This window comes from Streptomyces sp. NBC_00659, assembly GCF_036226925.1.
Classification (GTDB): domain Bacteria; phylum Actinomycetota; class Actinomycetes; order Streptomycetales; family Streptomycetaceae; genus Streptomyces.
The window spans coordinates 3,291,948-3,307,574 of sequence record NZ_CP109031.1; the positions used below are offsets into that span (position 1 = coordinate 3,291,948).

The window sequence follows — 15,627 nt, forward strand, 5'->3', positions numbered from 1 at the left end:
GGGCAGGAGCCGCAAAATGGAAACAAGCAGACGCACGGTCATCGCAGCGGCGGCGGCAGCGGGGTTAACCGCGGCCACCATCGGCACGGCGCACGCAGCGGGCGGCAGCAAGCCCGTGAGAGAACTCTTCGGCAAGCTCGCCGACGGCACCAAGATCCACCGGTGGTCGCTGGCGAACGGCGGGACACGGCTCAAGGTCCTGTCCTACGGCGGAATCGTCCAGTCCCTGGAGATCCCCGACCGGCACGGCCGGTACAGGAACGTCTCGCTGGGCTTCGACAACATCGACGACTACGTCGCCAGGACCCCGTACTTCGGCGCCCTGATCGGCCGGTACGGAAACCGCATAGGCAAGGGACAGTTCACCCTCGACGGCACGAGCCACCAGCTCTCCGTCAACGACGGTGTCAACAGCCTGCACGGCGGCACCAAGGGCTTCGACAAGCGCGTCTGGGACGTGGAGGGCTTCACCTCCGGCTCCGACGTCGGACTCGTCCTGCACTACACCAGCATCGACGGCGAGATGGGCTACCCGGGCACGCTCAGGGCGAAGGTCACCTACACCCTGACCCGGAACGGCGACTGGCGCATCGACTACGAGGCCACCACCGACAAGGCCACCGTCGTCAACCTCACCAGCCATGTGTACTGGAACCTCGCCGGTGAGGGCAGCGGCTCGATCTACGACCACGAGCTCGAGATCGCGGCCTCCCGCTACACCCCCGTCGACTCGGGCCTGATCCCCACCGGGGAACTCGCGAAGGTCGCCGGCACCCCCTTCGACTTCCGCCGGACCAAGACCGTCGGCCGGGACATCCGGGTCGCCCACCAGCAGCTCCTGTACGGCAAGGGCATCGACCACAACTGGGTCCTCGACAAGGGGATCACGGCGAAGCCCGAGCCTGTCGCGACACTCCGCGACCCCTCCTCAGGTCGCACCCTGACGATCGCGTCGAACGAGCCCGGCCTCCAGTTCTACTCGGGCAACTTCCTCGACGGCACCCTGGTCGGCACCGGCGGTCACATCTACCGTCAGGGCGACGCCCTGTGCCTGGAGACCCAGCACTTCCCGGACTCCCCGAACCAGCCGTCGTTCCCCTCGACGGTGCTGCGGCCGGGGCAGACCTACCGGACCAGCACGGTTCACTCGTTCGGCGCGTGACACGACCTCACAGCCAGTTCACAAAATCCGCACGACCTCACAACGATTGAACAGCGCCACATCCGTATCCGTATGAGAGGGCGGCCCGTGCTCCCCCGCGCGGGCCACCCAAAGAACGGGGGCCCGTCCTCCCCAGCGGGCTCGCCTTATACGGAGGTTCCATGGCCGGCAATGTCACCTCGCTCTTTCGCGGCACCGCGGCGCACAGCCCGTCGATGGCCGCACTGACGCGGGAGGGCGACGGAGCCGGCCCGGTGGACTTCTGTATCCCCTGCAACCCGTACTTCCCCACGCCCGCGATGTTCGACGAACTCGCGGGCCGGTTGCGCGAGATCATCACCTATTACCCGAGCAGCGCCGACACGATCACCAGTGAGCTGTGCTCGCTGCTCCAACTTCCGCCGCAGTGCGTCGCGATGGGCAACGGTTCGACCGAACTCATCACATGGATCGATCACTTGCTGGTCCGTGAGTCCCTCGCGATACCCGTCCCCACGTTCGGCCGCTGGACCGACCAGCCCATGGAGACCGGCAAGCGGGTCGACATGTTCCCGCTCCAGGAGTCCACCGGCTTCGCGCTCGACCTCGCCTCGTACGCCAAGTTCATCCGCTCGCGCGGCACCAAGGTCGCCGTCATCTGCAACCCGAACAACCCCGACGGCGGCTTCCTGCCGCGCCAGTCGGTCATCCAGTTCATGGACGCGATGGCCGACCTGGACCTGGTCGTCATCGACGAGTCCTTCCTGGAGTTCGCCGACGCCGAGTCGGAGCCCAGCGTGGTCGAGGACGCGGTCATGCGGCCCAACGTCATCGTGCTGCGCAGCCTCGGCAAGAACTTCGGCCTGCACGGCATCCGCTTCGGCTACATGGTCGCCAACCCCTCGCTCGCGGGCAAGGTCCGCTCGATGCTGCCGAAGTGGAACCTCAACTCCTTCGCGGAGACCGTGGTGTTCATGCTCAAGAACCACGGCAAGGAGTACATGGAGAGCCTGCACATGGTCCGCCGCGACCGGCTCGACATGGCCCGCCAGCTCTCCGCGCTGCCCGGTCTGACGATCTACCCCTCGCAGGGCAACTTCCTGTTCGTCCGTCTTCCCGTCGGCGCCGAGGGCACCGTGGTCCGGGACCGGCTGCTCACCGAGCACCGCATCCTGGTCCGCGAGTGCGGCAACAAGGTCGGCTCGTCCAGCCGCTTCCTGCGACTCGTGGTACGCCCCCAGTCGGATGTACGCCGTCTGGTGGCCGGCCTGGAACAGGTCCTCTACGGGTCCAGACAGGAAACCGCCGTACCCGAGCTGAGCAATAGTGGGACCGGCTACGGCTCGGGTAACGCCATGGTGGACCGTCTCGTCGGCGCCACCAACGGAGCCGGCATGCAGGGGCTGGCCGCGCAGGCGAACGCGTGGCCCGGACAGCCCGCCCCGGCGGTCCCCCAGCCGGTGGCCGCCGCCGCCCCGCAGCCCAGCCTGCCGTCCGCTCCCCAGCCGCGGCCCGCCGCTTCGCCCTACCCGGCCCAGCAGCCCGCCGCCGCCCCGGGCTATCCCGCCCCCCAGCAGCCCCTGGCGGCCCAGGGCTACCCCGCCCCGGGGCCCGCCAGCTGGCCGGCCCCGGCCCAGAGCCCGGGGGCGATGCCCGCCCAGATGCCGCCCGCCGCGATGCAGGCACCGGCCCCCTCGCCCGGGCTCCAGCCGGCCGCCCAGACGGGTATGCCCGGCATGGCGGGCGGCGCCTCCATGGGCGCGCAGGGCGGCCTGACGGCGGCCCAGGTCCGCGGCAGGACACAGCCGGAACCTCCCCCACCGCAGCCGAGCGGCGGCTGGGGAGCCGTGGGCGCCATCCTGTACAACCAGGCCGGCTAGGCCACTCACACCGCCGCGCGGGACCCCCGCGCGGCCGGCCTCCCCACAGGCCGGGCGGGATCCCCGCATGGCCGGCCTCCCCACAGGCCGGCCGCGGGGAACCGTCACGACCGAAGGCGCGGGCAGGGGCAGCGGTATCCCCGCCCGGCGCTTGAGGACCCTCGTGTCCCGCGCCGCGTTACGGCGCCGGACCACACAGCGGAGCGCCGGGCGGATCGAACCCCCGGCGTCTCCGCTTCTTCCATGTCCCCGCCCTGTCGCACCCCTGTGCGGCCGGCGGCCGGACAACGTGTCCGACATCGAACTTGACGCGTCGGCGCTTTACGGAACTGACAGCCGACCGACAGCAACCGTCTCTACGGTGCCGTGTTCATGACAGATTCCCCCACGAAAGACACGTCAGAGGCCCCTCTCGGGCGCCGGACCGTACTGATCGCCACGGGCGCCTCGGCCGCGGCACTCGCCGTGGCCGCCGCGGCACCCGTCACCGCCACCCCCACCCCCGCCCCCGTCGCCGACCCGGCGGACGCGGCCCCCGCCGCGGCGGCCGTCTGCACCCTCACCAAGGAGATGACCGAAGGCCCCTACTACCTCGACGGCCAGCTCGTCCGCGCCGACGTCACCGAAGGCAAGGCGGGCGCCCCGCTCAAGCTGGTGCTCACCGTCGTCGACGACGACACCTGCGCGCCGATCAGCAACGCCCTCGTCGAGATCTGGCACTGCGACGCGCTCGGCGAGTACTCCGGCTTCGTCGGCAACAACGGCCACAGCGAGCCGGACGACGGCACGTTCCTGCGCGGCGGCGTCCTGACGAACACGTCCGGCGTCGCGAACATCACCACGATCTATCCCGGCTGGTACCGGGGCCGCTGCGTGCACATCCACGTCAAGGTGCACACCGGCGTCACCCTCACCTCCGACGGCTCCTTCACCGGCGGCAGGGAACTCCACACCGGCCAGCTCTTCTGCAGCGAGACGATCACCACGGCGATGGCCAGGGTGTCCCCGTACTCCACCAACACGGTCACCCGCACCACCCTCGCCCAGGACTCCATCTACGACGACGGAGGCGCCTCCTCCGGCCTCCTGACCCTGACGGCCCTCGGCAGCACCACCTCCGCCGGCTACACCGGCACCCTGACGCTCGGCGTCGAGACGAGCTGACCCGTCCCCTCCCCCCACGAAGGCCGGGGGCGGTCCGCGCACCCGCGGGCCGCCCCCGGCCGCGACCGTCGGGACGACAGGGCCCGCCCGCGGCCGTCAGGACGACGATCCCGGTCCGCTGCCGTCGGGACGACGAAGCCGCCGCTTCCGGCTTGCCACCCGCTCCGCTCACGGCCATCTCGCGTAATCCCCCCGCGCCGGAATCGTCATACGACCATCAAATGACCTGCCCCTATGGACAATGGCCGCACCTTCCCCCGGCTTCCCGGGCTCGGACCGAGCCGAGCGGGGGGATCCCCGTCGCCGTCCTCCGGGAGAACCCGCATGGTGTTGAGCAGACGTACCTTCAACGCACTCGCCGGCACCGCGGCCCTCGGCCTCTCAGTGAGCGGCTCCGGGAGCGACGCGGCGTGCGCGGCCGGAAGGGCGCCCCTCGCACCCACCGGACCCCCGCCCGCACCGCCCACCGCCGACGGCGGGAAGCACACGGTCGGATTCGACCGCTACTCGATGCTGATCGACGGCAGACGCCTGGTGATCTGGTCGGGCGAGTTCCACCCCTTCCGGCTGCCGAGCCCGTCCCTGTGGCGGGACGTCCTGCAGAAAATGCGCGCCCACGGCTACAACGCGGTCAGCATCTACGTCGCGTGGAACTACCACTCCCCCGCGCCCGGGCAGCACGACTTCACCGGGGTCCGCGACCTCGACCTGTTCCTGCGCACCGCCGCCGAGACGGGGCTGTACGTCATCCTGCGCCCCGGCCCGTACATCAACGCCGAGGTCGACGCCGGCGGCTTCCCCGGCTGGCTGACGGCCACCCCCGGAGTGGCCCGCACGTCCGACCCCACCTACCTGAAGCACGTCGACGGATGGCTCACCGCGGTCGACCGCATCGCGGCCCGCCACCTCTACACCGACGGCGGCGGCACGATCGTCCTGTACCAGCTGGAGAACGAGTACGACAACCATGTGGACGAGCCCGCGGGCCGCGACTACATGGCTCACCTGTACGCCAAGGTGCGCGCCGACGGCATCGACGTCCCCCTCTTCCACAACGACAAGGGCAGGAACGGGCACTGGGCCCCCGGCACCTTCGACACGGGCGGCGAGCGCGGGCGTTACCTGTACGGCTTCGACGGCTATCCCTCCCCCTTCAAGACACCTCCGGACTGGGGGTACTTCGGCCCCGGCGGCATGAAGGGCGGCTCGACCGCCAGCCCGGACACCCCGGGGTTCATCCCCGAGTTCGGCGGCGGCTGGTTCGACCCGTGGGGCGGGACGGAGTTCGACGGCCTCGGATACGCCGAGTCCCGCCGCACCCGGGACGCGGCCTACGAACGGCGCTTCTACCTCACCAACCTCGCCAACGGCATCACGGTCCACAACGTCTACATGACCTTCGGCGGCACCTCCTGGGGCTGGCTGCCCGCGCCGATCGTCTACACGTCGTACGACTACGGGGCCGCCATCGACGAGGCACGCCGGCCGACCGGGAAGCTCCTCCCCATGCACCAGATCGGCCGCCTGCTGCAGTCGGTGCCCGACCTGGCCAAGCTCGACCGCGCCGAGCCGCTCCCCGGCGACGACATGGGGGCGGGCCCCGGCATCAAGGCGTACCACCTGGTCAATCCGGACACGCAGGCGCGCTTCCATGTGCTGCGCAACGACTCCCCCACCGAGGCCGTCGCGACCGTGGCGCTCGCCGGAACGGCCGTCGAGGTGCCGGTGCCGGGTCTCGACGCACGGCTGCTCGCCGCCGGGATCTCCCTGGGGCACCGGAAGCTGAGCTGGTCCACCGCCCAGCCGATGCTGTGGCTGACCGCGGGACGGCAGGACATCGCCGTGTTCACCGGCCGGGCGGGCGAGTCCACGCGCACCTGTCTGGAGGCCACGAGCGAGCCGAAGGTCACCGTGCTGGACGGGGACGCCGGGTACGGCTACGAGGACGGGGTCCTGCGGATCGACGCCGTGCTCGACGGCATCACCCGGGTCCGGGTGGAGGGCGGCGGGGTCCGGGCTCCCCTCCTGCTGCTGTTCGCCGATGACGAGAGCTCCCGTCTGCTGTGGCGCCACGACACCCCGTCGGGTCCGGTGCTGGTGCGCGGCCCGGCGCTGCTGCGCACGGCCGTCCTGCGCGGCACGGCCGCGCGTCTCACCGGCGACACGGCGGGGACGGCGGACCTGGAGGTGTGGGGGCCGCGCGGGGTGACCGAACTCGTCTGGAACGAGCACGCGTTGAAGGCCCACGCCACCTCCTCCGGGAGTCTGCGGGCCGAGCGGCCGCTCGCCGGACCGGGCCCGGTCCGGCTGCCCGCGCTCACCGGCTGGCGCCGGGCCGAGGGGAATCCCGAGTCGGCCCCCGACCACGACGACACCGGATGGCGGGTGGCCGACAGGACGTCCTCGTACAGCGTCACCCCGGTGCCCGCCGGGCAGCCCGTGCTGTTCGCCGACGACTACGGCTTCCACTACGGAGACGTCTGGTACCGGGGACACTTCGCGGACGCGGACGACGCGGACTCCGTGTCCCTGACCTATGTCGCCGGTACCCAGGGGCTGTTGATGGCCTGGCTGGACGGCGAACCGCTCGGCACGCACCGGATGCCGGTGCCGGACAAGAAGACCGTACGCAAGGGCACCTGGGCGGCCACCGCCACCTTCCCCGTCCGGCCCCGGGAGCGGCGTTCCCCTGTGCTGTCCGTCCTGGTCCGGCGGATGCAGCACGACGAGGACGGCAGGGCCGACGACACGCACAAGGCGGCCCGGGGCCTGACGGCCGTCACCTTCACCGGAGCCTCCCCTACGGTCCGCTGGCGCATCCAGGGCGAGGCGGCCCCCGACCCGGTGCGCGGACCGCTCAACGCCGGAGGTCTGCACGGGGAGCGGCACGGCTGGCATCTGCCGGGCTTCGCGGACGGCGGCTGGAAGCCCGCCGGCCTCCCGCGCGCCGAGCGGCGCCAGGGTGTCACCTGGTACCGCACCGGATTCCGGCTCGGTGTGGACAGCGGGCTGGACGCGTCGATCGGGCTCACCCTCACGGACGATCCGGCCCGCGCCTATCGTGTCCAGATCTTCCTGAACGGCTGGAACATGGGCCAGTACATCAACGACGTGGGCCCGCAGCACACGTTCGTCCTCCCCAACGGGGTGCTGCGCACCCGGGGGCACAACACGCTGGCCCTCGCCGTGCTGTCCGACGGGACCACGCCCGCAGGCCCCGGCCGGGTGGAACTGACGCTGCTGGGCAGCGCGGCCGGAGGAGTACCGGTGACACCGGTCGCCTCCCCCGGCCCCACGACCGCACAGCGCGGGTCCTAGGCCAGCCTGATCACGTTCCAGGACAGCGGCTCCAGGACGGCGCTGAGCGTGCCGTCCCGGAGCGTGGTCCCCTCGACCGGGTGCGGGGTGACCCGCTCCTGGTCGTGCAGGCTGTTGACGGCGTCCGGATCGGCGTCGGCGAGCGCGCTGTGCTCGACGACCGTCGTCAGCCCCAGCCGGTTCAGGGCCACTTCGAGCGGCAGCGGCTCGGTCCGGCTGCGGTTGACGGCGAAGACGGTGACCGAGCCGTCCTCGGCGCGTACCGCGGTGGCGTGCAGCAGGTCCGCCTCGCCGTACTTGCGGGTCTCGTACGTCGGCGAGTCCACCCGGACGTCGAGGACCTGCCCGCGCCCGTGGGCCGAGGCCTGCGCGAACGGGTGGAACGTCGTCTGCCGCCAGGCGGGGCCGCCCGGTTCGGTCATGATCGGCGCGATGACGTTGACGAGCTGGGCGAGACAGGCGACACGCACCCGGTCCGCGTGCCGCAGCAGCGCGATGAGCAGCGAGCCGAACACGACCGCGTCCGTGACGGAGTAGACGTCCTCCAGCAGGCGCGGGGCCTCCTGCCAGTCCTCGACCGGGTGCGGGTCGGTCCGGCTCTGGTACCAGACGTTCCATTCGTCGAAGGAGAGGTTGATCTTCTTCTTGGACTTCAGCCGGGCACCCACGTGGTCGCAGGTCGCCACCACGTTCTCGATGAACGACTCGGTGTCGACGGCGGAGGCGAGGAAGGAGTCCCGGTCGCCGTCGGTCTCCTCGTAGTAGGCGTGCAGGGAGATGTGGTCGACGAGGTCGTACGTCTCGGCGAGGACCGTCGCCTCCCACTCGGCGAAGGTCGCCATCCCCTGTCCGGACGAGCCGCACGCGACGAGTTCGAGGCCGGGCTCGATCTGCCGCATCGCGCGGGCGGTCTCGGCGGCGAGCCGGCCGTACTCCTCGGCGGTCTTGTGACCGGTCTGCCAGGGCCCGTCCATCTCGTTGCCGAGGCACCACAGCCGGATGCCGAAGGGGTCCTTGTCGCCGTGCTCGATCCGCCGCTCGGAACGGGCGGTCCCCGAGGGGTGGTTGGCGTACTCCTGGAGCGCCAGGGCCTCGGCGACCCCGCGGGTGCCGAGGTTGACGGCCATCATCGGCTCGGCCTGCGGGCCGATCTTGCGCACGAAGCCGATGAACTCGCTGAGCCCGAAGCGGTTGGACTCGGTGGAGCGCCAGGCGAGGTCGAGGCGGCGGGGCCGCTCCTCGACAGGGCCCACCGAGTCCTCCCAGTCGTAACCGGAGACGAAGTTGCCGCCGGGATAGCGGACGGCCGTGACACCGAGCTCGCGGACGAGGTCCAGCACGTCGGTGCGCAGGCCGTCGGCGTCGGCCGCCGGGTGACCGGGTTCGAAGATGCCGGTGTAGACGCAACGGCCGAGGTGCTCGACGAAGGAACCGAAGAGACGGGGGTCGACCTCACCGATGGTGAAGGCGGGGTCGAGGGCGAAGCGGGCGGTGCGCATGGGGTCCTTTCGGGGCGCCGGAGGGTGGGACGGTTCAGCCGCGGGGGCGGCGGGTGCGGGTCGGGTGCGGCCCGTTGAGCGGGTGCGGTGCGGGTGCGGTGCGGGTGCGGCCCGTGAGCGAGTGCGGATGCGGGGCGGGTGGGGCGGCCCAGGGTCGGGTGCGGGTCGGGTGCGGGCGGCCCAGGGTCTGCCCCGCGTCCCGCCGCATGGTCCGAACGGCAGGCCCTATCCCAGGCGGGGCCAGCCGTTCGCGGTCCAGGTCAGCCGGTTCAGGCCCAGCTTGGGTGTGCCGTTGTCGTCCGCGTCGTAGTAGTGGTACGCCAGCCAGTCCTGGCCGCCGTCCCGGAAGACCGACTCGCCGCCGGGGCCGATGTAGCGGCCGTGCCCGGCGAGCAGAAGGTCGCCGCCGCCGTCGAGCATCGGCTTACCGGTGCTGTCCACGTACGGGCCGGTCACCGACGTGGACCTGCCCACCCGGATCCTGTACGTGGAGTCCACCCCCGCGCAGCACGCGTCGTACGAGGCGAACAGGTAGTAGTGGCCGCCGTGTCGGACCACGTACGGGCCCTCGACGGCGTACGGGGCGTCCGGGCGGGTCGCCAGGTGGTGGACCGGCGCGTCCGCCACGGCCTTGCCGGTCACCGGGTCCAGTTCGACCATGCGGATGCCGGTCCAGTACGAGCCGAACGTCATCCACAGCCTGCCGTCGGCGGCGGTCACCGCCGGGTCGATGGCGTTCCAGGTGTCGTCGGTGTCCGAGGCGAAGGCCTTGCCGTGGTCGGTCCAGGTGCCGGGCAGACCGCTCGGGGAGGTGGCGACGCCGATCGCGGAGTGGTTGGTGCCCCAGGAGGAGACCGCGTAGTAGAGCCAGTAGCGGCCGGCGCGGTAGGAGAGGTCCGGGGCCCAGGGGTCGCCGGTCGCGTTGTACTCGTACCACCAACTAGGCGGAGAGGCGAAGGCGTTGCCCGCGTCGTCCCACTGAGTGCGGTCCCGGGAGAGACGGGCGCCGATCACACCGCCGGTCGAATAGGCGACGTATGCACCGGACTTGAGCTGGAGGACGGTCGGGTCGTGGATGATCTGCTGTCCGGTGACGGGCTCCGGGTCGGGGTAGCCGACGTCGGCCTGCGCGGTGGTCGGCAGCAGGGCGACGACGGCCGCGACGATCAGCGCTGCGGTTCTGCGTCCGGTCAACTGAGGCTCCTCGTCAGGTTATTGACCGGCCAGACCGGTGTGGGCGATGCCCCGCACGATCTGGCTCTGGAAGAAGACGAACACGACGATCAGCGGAAGGCCCGCGATCAGACCGCCCGCCATGAGCTGCGGCCAGATGATGCCGAAGGAGTTCTGCACGGTGGCGATGCCGTTCGGCATGGTCATCAGGTCGGGATTGCTGGTCACCATGTACGGCCACAGGAAGTTGTTCCACGAGGCGATGAAGGTGAAGATCCCGACCGCGGACAGGGACGGCCTGGAGAGCGGGAGGACGATGGTGAAGAAGATCCGCCAGCGGCCCGCGCCGTCGATGAACGCGGCCTCCTCCAGTTCACGGGGCAGCGACTGGAAGAACTTGTACAGGATGTAGACCATGGCCGCCGGGGCGCACTGCGGCAGGATCATGCCCCAGTAGGTGTCGACCATGCCGAGCGACTGCACGGTCGCGAAGAGCGGGACGCCGAGGACGGCCGGGGAGAACATCAGGCCGGCCATCGTGAGGGCCATCAGGGCGGACTTGCCGCGGAACTCGGTGCGGGCGAAGCCGTATCCGGCGAGGGCCGCGACGAGCAGCACGACGAAGGTGACGCAGACGGACACCACCAGGGAGTTCACGAACCAGTTGGGGATGTTGCCAGCCTCGATGACGCCCTTCCAGGACGCCGCCGTGAGGTGCTGCGGGATCCAGTGCGGGGAGGTCACCGACTCGGTGGGGGTCTTCAGCGAGGTCGACAGGGCCCAGGCCAGCGGGGCCATCCACACCAGGGACAGGGCGGCGGCGACCGCCGTCAGGGCGATCTGTGCCGGTGTCCAGGAGCCACGGGGCTTGCGCGGTACGGGAGTCGGGTGGGTGGTGGTCATCGGGCGTCCTCCTCGCGGAGCCGCAGCAGCCACATCCGCCCGAGGGCGACGGCCGCGATGATGAGGAACAGGATGAAGGAGATCGCGGAGGCGTAGCCGACTCGGTAGCTGGTGAAGCCCTGTTCGAGGGTGTACTGGACGAAGGTGCGGGTCGATTCCTCGGGTCCCGGGCCGAACTGGTACATGACGACGGCCTGGTCGAAGACCTGGAGCGAGGCGAGGATCTGGAGGGCGAGCACCAGGCCGGTGATGGTGCGCAGGTTCGGCACGGTGATGTGCAGCATCCGCTGGAAGGCGCCCGCCCCGTCCAGTTCGGCCGCCTCGTAGAGGTGGTGCGGGATGTTCTGGAGCGCGGCCAGGTAGAGCAGGAAGGAGAAGCCGACCGTCCACCACAGGGTCGCGACGACCACCGCGATCATGGCGGTGGACTTCTGGGTGAGCCAGGGGGTGTCGATGCCCAGGACGTGGTTGACCATGCCGTTGGTGGGCTGGAACAGCCACCACCACAGGTTGCCGACCACGGCCGACGGCAGCAGGAACGGTGCGAAGAAGCACAGCCGCCACAGCCACTTGAGATGGGTGATGTGGTGGGCGATCAGGGCCATGAGCAGGGCCACGACGACGATGCACGGGACGACGTAGAGGGTGAACTGGACGCTGTGTCCCAGGGAGTTCCACACCAGATGGTCCTGGAACGCCTCGCGGTAGTTGTCGAGGCCGACGAAGCCCGTGTGGTCGCCGGAGATGTTGGCGTCGGTCAGGCTGAGGTAGAGGCCGCGGACGACGGGCACGACGACGAACAGCCCGTACAGCACGAAGAACGGGGCGACGAACCAGCCGCCGTGCTGGAACCGGCGGCCCCAGCGGGCGCGGGCGGACTCCGTCCCGGTGGCCGCGCGGGCCCGCAGGCCGGTGGCGGGGGCGAGGGTCGTGGTCATGCGGCGGCTCCCTTCAGTTCCTGGGCGGCGGTCCGGCCGTCCATCGGATTCCGCATGGCCAGCAGTTCCTCCAGGACGGATTTCATCCGGCGGGCGGCGGCCTCCGGTTTCGCGGAGCCGACGTTGGACGACGCGACGACCGGGCCGATCCGCTTGGCGAGGGTGCCGGTGGAGCCGGCGAACCAGATGCGCGGTTCGGTGGCCGGGTGTTCCATGGCCGGGCGGGAGTACTCGCTCTGCGGGGTCAGCTTCAGATAGGCCGGGTCCTCGAACGTCGGCAGATAGGCGGGGACATGGCCGCCGCCCGCCCAGGCGGTGGCGTTCTTGACCATGTAGGCGGCCAGCAGGTGCGCGCCCTCGTTGGCGGCACCGCCGCGGTCGGCCTGGTGCGGCAGGACGAAGGAGTGCGACTCGGCGTGCGTGGCCGGGGTGCCGAAGACCGGGGGCAGCGGCTGGGCCCCGTAGCCGACCTTCTCGCCGCTGAAGTACGGCACCGACCAGTTTCCCTCCCACACGAACGGCGATCCGGCGAGGAACGCCTCGCCGTCGGCCTGGCCGACGATCGTGTAGCCGTCGGCGACGTGCTGGTGGAAGAACTCCAGGACCTGGGTGGCCTTGTCGGTGTCGAAGGTGACGTCGGTGCGGTCGTCGCTGAAGTAGCCGCCGCCGAGCTGCTGGTAGAAGGCGACGAAGAACCACCAGGAGAAGTTCTGGTCGAAGGCGTGCAGGCCGAGGGTCTGCTGCCCGTCCTTCAGCTGCTTCCTGGCCTCCTTGAGGAGGGCGAACCACTCGTCGGTGGAGTTCGCGGTCGGCAGCCTCCCGTCCGCGTCGAGCAGTCCGGCCTTCCGGCAGACGTCCGTGCGGTAGAAGCTCAGCTGGACGTGGATGTCGAGGGGCAGGGCGTAGAGCTTGCCGTCGACGATGCCGCGTTTCCAGAGCACGGGGTTGAAGTCGGCTTCCCGGACGCCGTACTTGGTGAGCAGGTCCATGTCCCAGGGGTCCAGGAGACGGCCGGGCGCGAAACCGGGGACGCGGCCCTGGTGCATGACGCCGAGGTCCGGAGCGCGGTTGCCCGCGGCGGCCATCGCGAGCTTCGTGTAGTACGGGTCGCCCCAGGTGAGCGTGGAGTCCTTGACCGCGATGCCGGGATGCTCCTTCCGGAAGGCGTCCACCATCGCGACCATGTTGGCTCCGTCGCCCCCGGTGAAGAGGTTCCAGTACCGCACCCGGGTGCTCGCGCCCGAGGCGAGCGCGTCCGCTCCGGTGCCGAGCGCGGCGAAGCCGAGGCTCCCCGCGACCGTCAACCCGCCCACTGTGGACAGGAGTTGCCTGCGAGTCAGGCCAGGTAGTCCCATACCCTGCCTCCACTGTTCGATATTTCGGAAGATGATCGCAACTTCGAACGGGACCGTAGATAGGAAGCGCTTTCTCGTCAATGGTTTGCGCAAAAACCGTGCGCTCGAAACGGCGTTGGGTGCGCGGGACGGAGGGCTCCGGAGACGGTCAGTGCCGGAGAATATGGGCGCCGGAGACGGCGCGGGCCGGAGGCGGTGCGGGCCGGAGATACGGTGCGGGCCAGAGATACGGTGGGCGCGCAAAAAAGCGAGTCCCCGTCCGGTGGCCGTCAACCGGGCGGGGACTCGCGGGTGTTCGGTTATCCGGCGAACTCCGGCTGCGGCAGACCCTTGCCCGCGCCGGGGACGACGAGCAGGGAGCCGGACATCGGGTGCGGTGCCGCGAGGCCCGTACGCGCGGTGGTGATGTAGAGGTCGGTGAGGTCGGCGCCGCCGAACGCGCAGGCGGTGGGGCGGCGGACGGGCAGTTCGAGAACCCGGTCCAGTTCACCGTCCGGCGTGTAGCGGCGGACCGCTCCGCCGTCCCAGAGGGCCACCCAGACGCCGCCCTCCGCGTCCACCGTCAGACCGTCGGGGAATCCGTCCTCCACGGTGGCGAACGGACGCCTGTCGACCGGCAGTTGATCGTCGCCGATGTCGAACACGTCGATACGGCGGGTCGGCGAGTCTATGTAGTAGACACGGCGGCCGTCCGGGCTCCAGCCCATGCCGTTGCTGACGCTCACGTCGTCGAGGATGGGGCAGACCGTGCCGTCGGGGGCGATGCGCGAGAGCGTGCCTCCGCCGGGTGCCTCGTCGTAGCGCATGGTGCCGCACCACAGCGAGCCGTCGGGCGCGACGGCCGCGTCGTTGGCCCGCCGGCCGGGCACGGGTTCCCGGTGCAGCCAGCGGAACGAGCCGCCGGCCGGCGCGGTCCCGGTGGATCCCGCCGCCGCAGGGGACCCGCCGGAGCCCGCCGGCCCGTAAAGCCCCACTCCGTCACGGAGGTTGACGACCAGTCCACCACCGGCCCGGGGCTTGGCCGCGCCCACGTGCTGCTCGGTGGCCAGCACCGTGCGACGGCCGGAGACGGGGTCGTAGGTGTGGATCCGGGAGCCGAGGATGTCCACCCAGATGAGCCGCCCCGCCCGGGCGTCCCAGGTCGGGCCCTCGCCGAGGGCCGCGTGCGCCCGGACCGCGACCTCGACGGCGCTCACCGCGCGTTCCGGTGGCCGAGCCGCTCGGACAGGTCCGCGGCGCCCTTCACCGCGAGCTGTTCCAGTTCGACGCGGCGCTCGTCGCTCCAGCGGATCATCGGCACGGAGATCGAGAGCGCGGCGACGACCTGTCCGGCCCGGTCGCACACGGGGGCGGCGACACAGCTGACGTCCGGGTTGGACTCACGGCTCTCGACGGCGATCCCGCGACTGCGGATCTCGGCGAGGGCCTCGCGCAGGGCGCCCGGCTCGGTGATGCTGTTCGGGGTCATCGCCACGAGGTCGGCGTCGTCCGGGACGCGTGAGGTCAGCTCCGGCTCGGAGAGGGAGGCCAGCAGCATCTTGCCGACGGAGGTGCAGTGCGCGGGAAGCCTGCGCCCGGCCGCCGAGACCATGCGCACCGCGTGCGTGGAGTCGACCTTCGCGATGTAGATGACATCGGTGCCTTCGAGGATCGCCACGTGTACGGTCTCGTCACAGGTCTCGGCGACGGAACGGGCGACCTGCTGGCCCTCGGCCGCGAGGTCGAGCTGCTCGGCGTAGCGGCTGCCGAGCTGGTACGGGCGCACGCCGAGCCGGTAGCGTCCCGGCTGGCCGGGCACCTGCACGATGTACGACCGGGCGGCGAGCGTGGTCACCAGCTCGTGCACGGTCGTGCGCGGCAGCTGGAGCTTGCGCACGATGTCGGGGGCGGAGAGCGTCCCGTCCCCGTCGAGAAAGAGCTCCAGTATGTCCAGAGCCCGGGTCACGGCAGGTACGAGGCGTCCCACAACCGGCCCCCTCTCTTTTGTTCGAAATTTCAACAGACGATCGGGATGACGAACACAGGCTAGTCATTCGCCCGGGGGCGGGCAATGGTTTGCAGGGCCCCTGCTCGCACGCCCCCCGCGCCGGCTCACGACGGGCCGCGCTCCGGACGGCACGAACGGCCCCTGCCGGACCACCCGGACCGGACCGGCCGGACCACCCGGCCGAAACGGGCCCGACCGAGCCCGGCCATGTCCGACGCAGCCCGACCACGCCCGACCACGCCCGAGTCGAGCCCGACCGGGTCCGGGCC

11 protein-coding genes are annotated in these 15,627 nt (G+C 70.9%); 4 read left to right on the forward strand and 7 right to left on the reverse strand.

What is annotated here, in order from left to right; genetic code table 11:
* The first annotated feature begins 16 nt into the window (after positions 1-16).
* The 4 genes from OG410_RS14275 (at position 17) to OG410_RS14290 (ending at position 7,503) form a co-directional block, all read left to right on the forward strand.
* The gene (locus OG410_RS14275) at positions 17-1,162 is read left to right on the forward strand and encodes an aldose epimerase family protein (protein ID WP_329299483.1); all 1,146 of its coding nucleotides are present in this window, start codon (positions 17-19) and stop codon (positions 1,160-1,162) included.
* Between the two features lie 161 nt (positions 1,163-1,323).
* Positions 1,324-3,021 (forward strand): pyridoxal phosphate-dependent aminotransferase, encoded by a 1,698-nt coding sequence (locus OG410_RS14280; protein WP_329299484.1) that lies wholly within the window; start codon positions 1,324-1,326, stop codon positions 3,019-3,021.
* Positions 3,022-3,393: 372 nt separating this feature from the next.
* A complete protein-coding gene (locus tag OG410_RS14285) occupies positions 3,394-4,185 on the forward strand; it encodes an intradiol ring-cleavage dioxygenase (RefSeq protein WP_329299485.1) in 792 nt (263 codons plus the stop codon).
* A gap of 324 nt (positions 4,186-4,509) precedes the next feature.
* Complete coding sequence (locus OG410_RS14290; protein ID WP_329299486.1) at positions 4,510-7,503, forward strand: beta-galactosidase; 2,994 nt, start codon at positions 4,510-4,512, stop codon at positions 7,501-7,503.
* Here OG410_RS14290 and arfA read toward each other — a convergent pair.
* The 7 genes from arfA to OG410_RS14325 all read right to left on the reverse strand — a co-directional run bounded on the left by arfA (position 7,500) and on the right by OG410_RS14325 (position 15,337).
* Entirely contained in the window at positions 7,500-9,002 is a 1,503-nt protein-coding gene (arfA, locus tag OG410_RS14295) for an arabinosylfuranosidase ArfA (protein ID WP_329299487.1), read from the reverse strand. The genes OG410_RS14290 and arfA overlap by 4 nt on opposite strands.
* Positions 9,003-9,227: 225 nt before the next feature.
* A complete protein-coding gene (locus OG410_RS14300; protein ID WP_329299488.1) occupies positions 9,228-10,196 on the reverse strand; it encodes an arabinan endo-1,5-alpha-L-arabinosidase in 969 nt (322 codons plus the stop codon).
* 18 nt (positions 10,197-10,214) lie between these two features.
* Positions 10,215-11,078, reverse strand: a complete 864-nt coding sequence (locus OG410_RS14305) for a carbohydrate ABC transporter permease (RefSeq protein WP_326787995.1) — start codon at positions 11,076-11,078, stop codon at positions 10,215-10,217.
* The gene (locus OG410_RS14310; RefSeq protein ID WP_326787994.1) at positions 11,075-12,016 is read right to left on the reverse strand and encodes a carbohydrate ABC transporter permease; all 942 of its coding nucleotides are present in this window, start codon (positions 12,014-12,016) and stop codon (positions 11,075-11,077) included. Before OG410_RS14310 ends, OG410_RS14305 begins: the two co-directional genes overlap by 4 nt.
* Positions 12,013-13,371 (reverse strand): extracellular solute-binding protein, encoded by a 1,359-nt coding sequence (locus tag OG410_RS14315; RefSeq protein ID WP_329299489.1) that lies wholly within the window; start codon positions 13,369-13,371, stop codon positions 12,013-12,015. Before OG410_RS14315 ends, OG410_RS14310 begins: the two co-directional genes overlap by 4 nt.
* A 299-nt stretch (positions 13,372-13,670) precedes the next feature.
* Positions 13,671-14,567, reverse strand: a complete 897-nt coding sequence (locus OG410_RS14320) for an SMP-30/gluconolactonase/LRE family protein (protein WP_329299490.1) — start codon at positions 14,565-14,567, stop codon at positions 13,671-13,673.
* The gene (locus OG410_RS14325; protein WP_329299491.1) at positions 14,564-15,337 is read right to left on the reverse strand and encodes an IclR family transcriptional regulator; all 774 of its coding nucleotides are present in this window, start codon (positions 15,335-15,337) and stop codon (positions 14,564-14,566) included. The genes OG410_RS14320 and OG410_RS14325 overlap by 4 nt, the downstream gene beginning before the upstream one ends.
* Between the last annotated feature and the right edge of the window lie 290 nt (positions 15,338-15,627).

Bases quoted from the DNA above. Each gene is read 5' to 3' on its own strand.
- OG410_RS14275 (WP_329299483.1), top strand. From the start codon at position 17: ATGGAAACAAGCAGACGCACGGTCATCGCAGCGGCGGCGGCAGCGGGG.
- OG410_RS14280 (WP_329299484.1), top strand. From the start codon at position 1,324: ATGGCCGGCAATGTCACCTCGCTCTTTCGCGGCACCGCGGCGCACAGC.
- OG410_RS14285 (WP_329299485.1), top strand. From the start codon at position 3,394: ATGACAGATTCCCCCACGAAAGACACGTCAGAGGCCCCTCTCGGGCGC.
- OG410_RS14290 (WP_329299486.1), top strand. From the start codon at position 4,510: ATGGTGTTGAGCAGACGTACCTTCAACGCACTCGCCGGCACCGCGGCC.
- arfA (WP_329299487.1), bottom strand. From the start codon at position 9,002: ATGCGCACCGCCCGCTTCGCCCTCGACCCCGCCTTCACCATCGGTGAG.
- OG410_RS14305 (WP_326787995.1), bottom strand. From the start codon at position 11,078: ATGACCACCACCCACCCGACTCCCGTACCGCGCAAGCCCCGTGGCTCC.
- OG410_RS14310 (WP_326787994.1), bottom strand. From the start codon at position 12,016: ATGACCACGACCCTCGCCCCCGCCACCGGCCTGCGGGCCCGCGCGGCC.
- OG410_RS14315 (WP_329299489.1), bottom strand. From the start codon at position 13,371: ATGGGACTACCTGGCCTGACTCGCAGGCAACTCCTGTCCACAGTGGGC.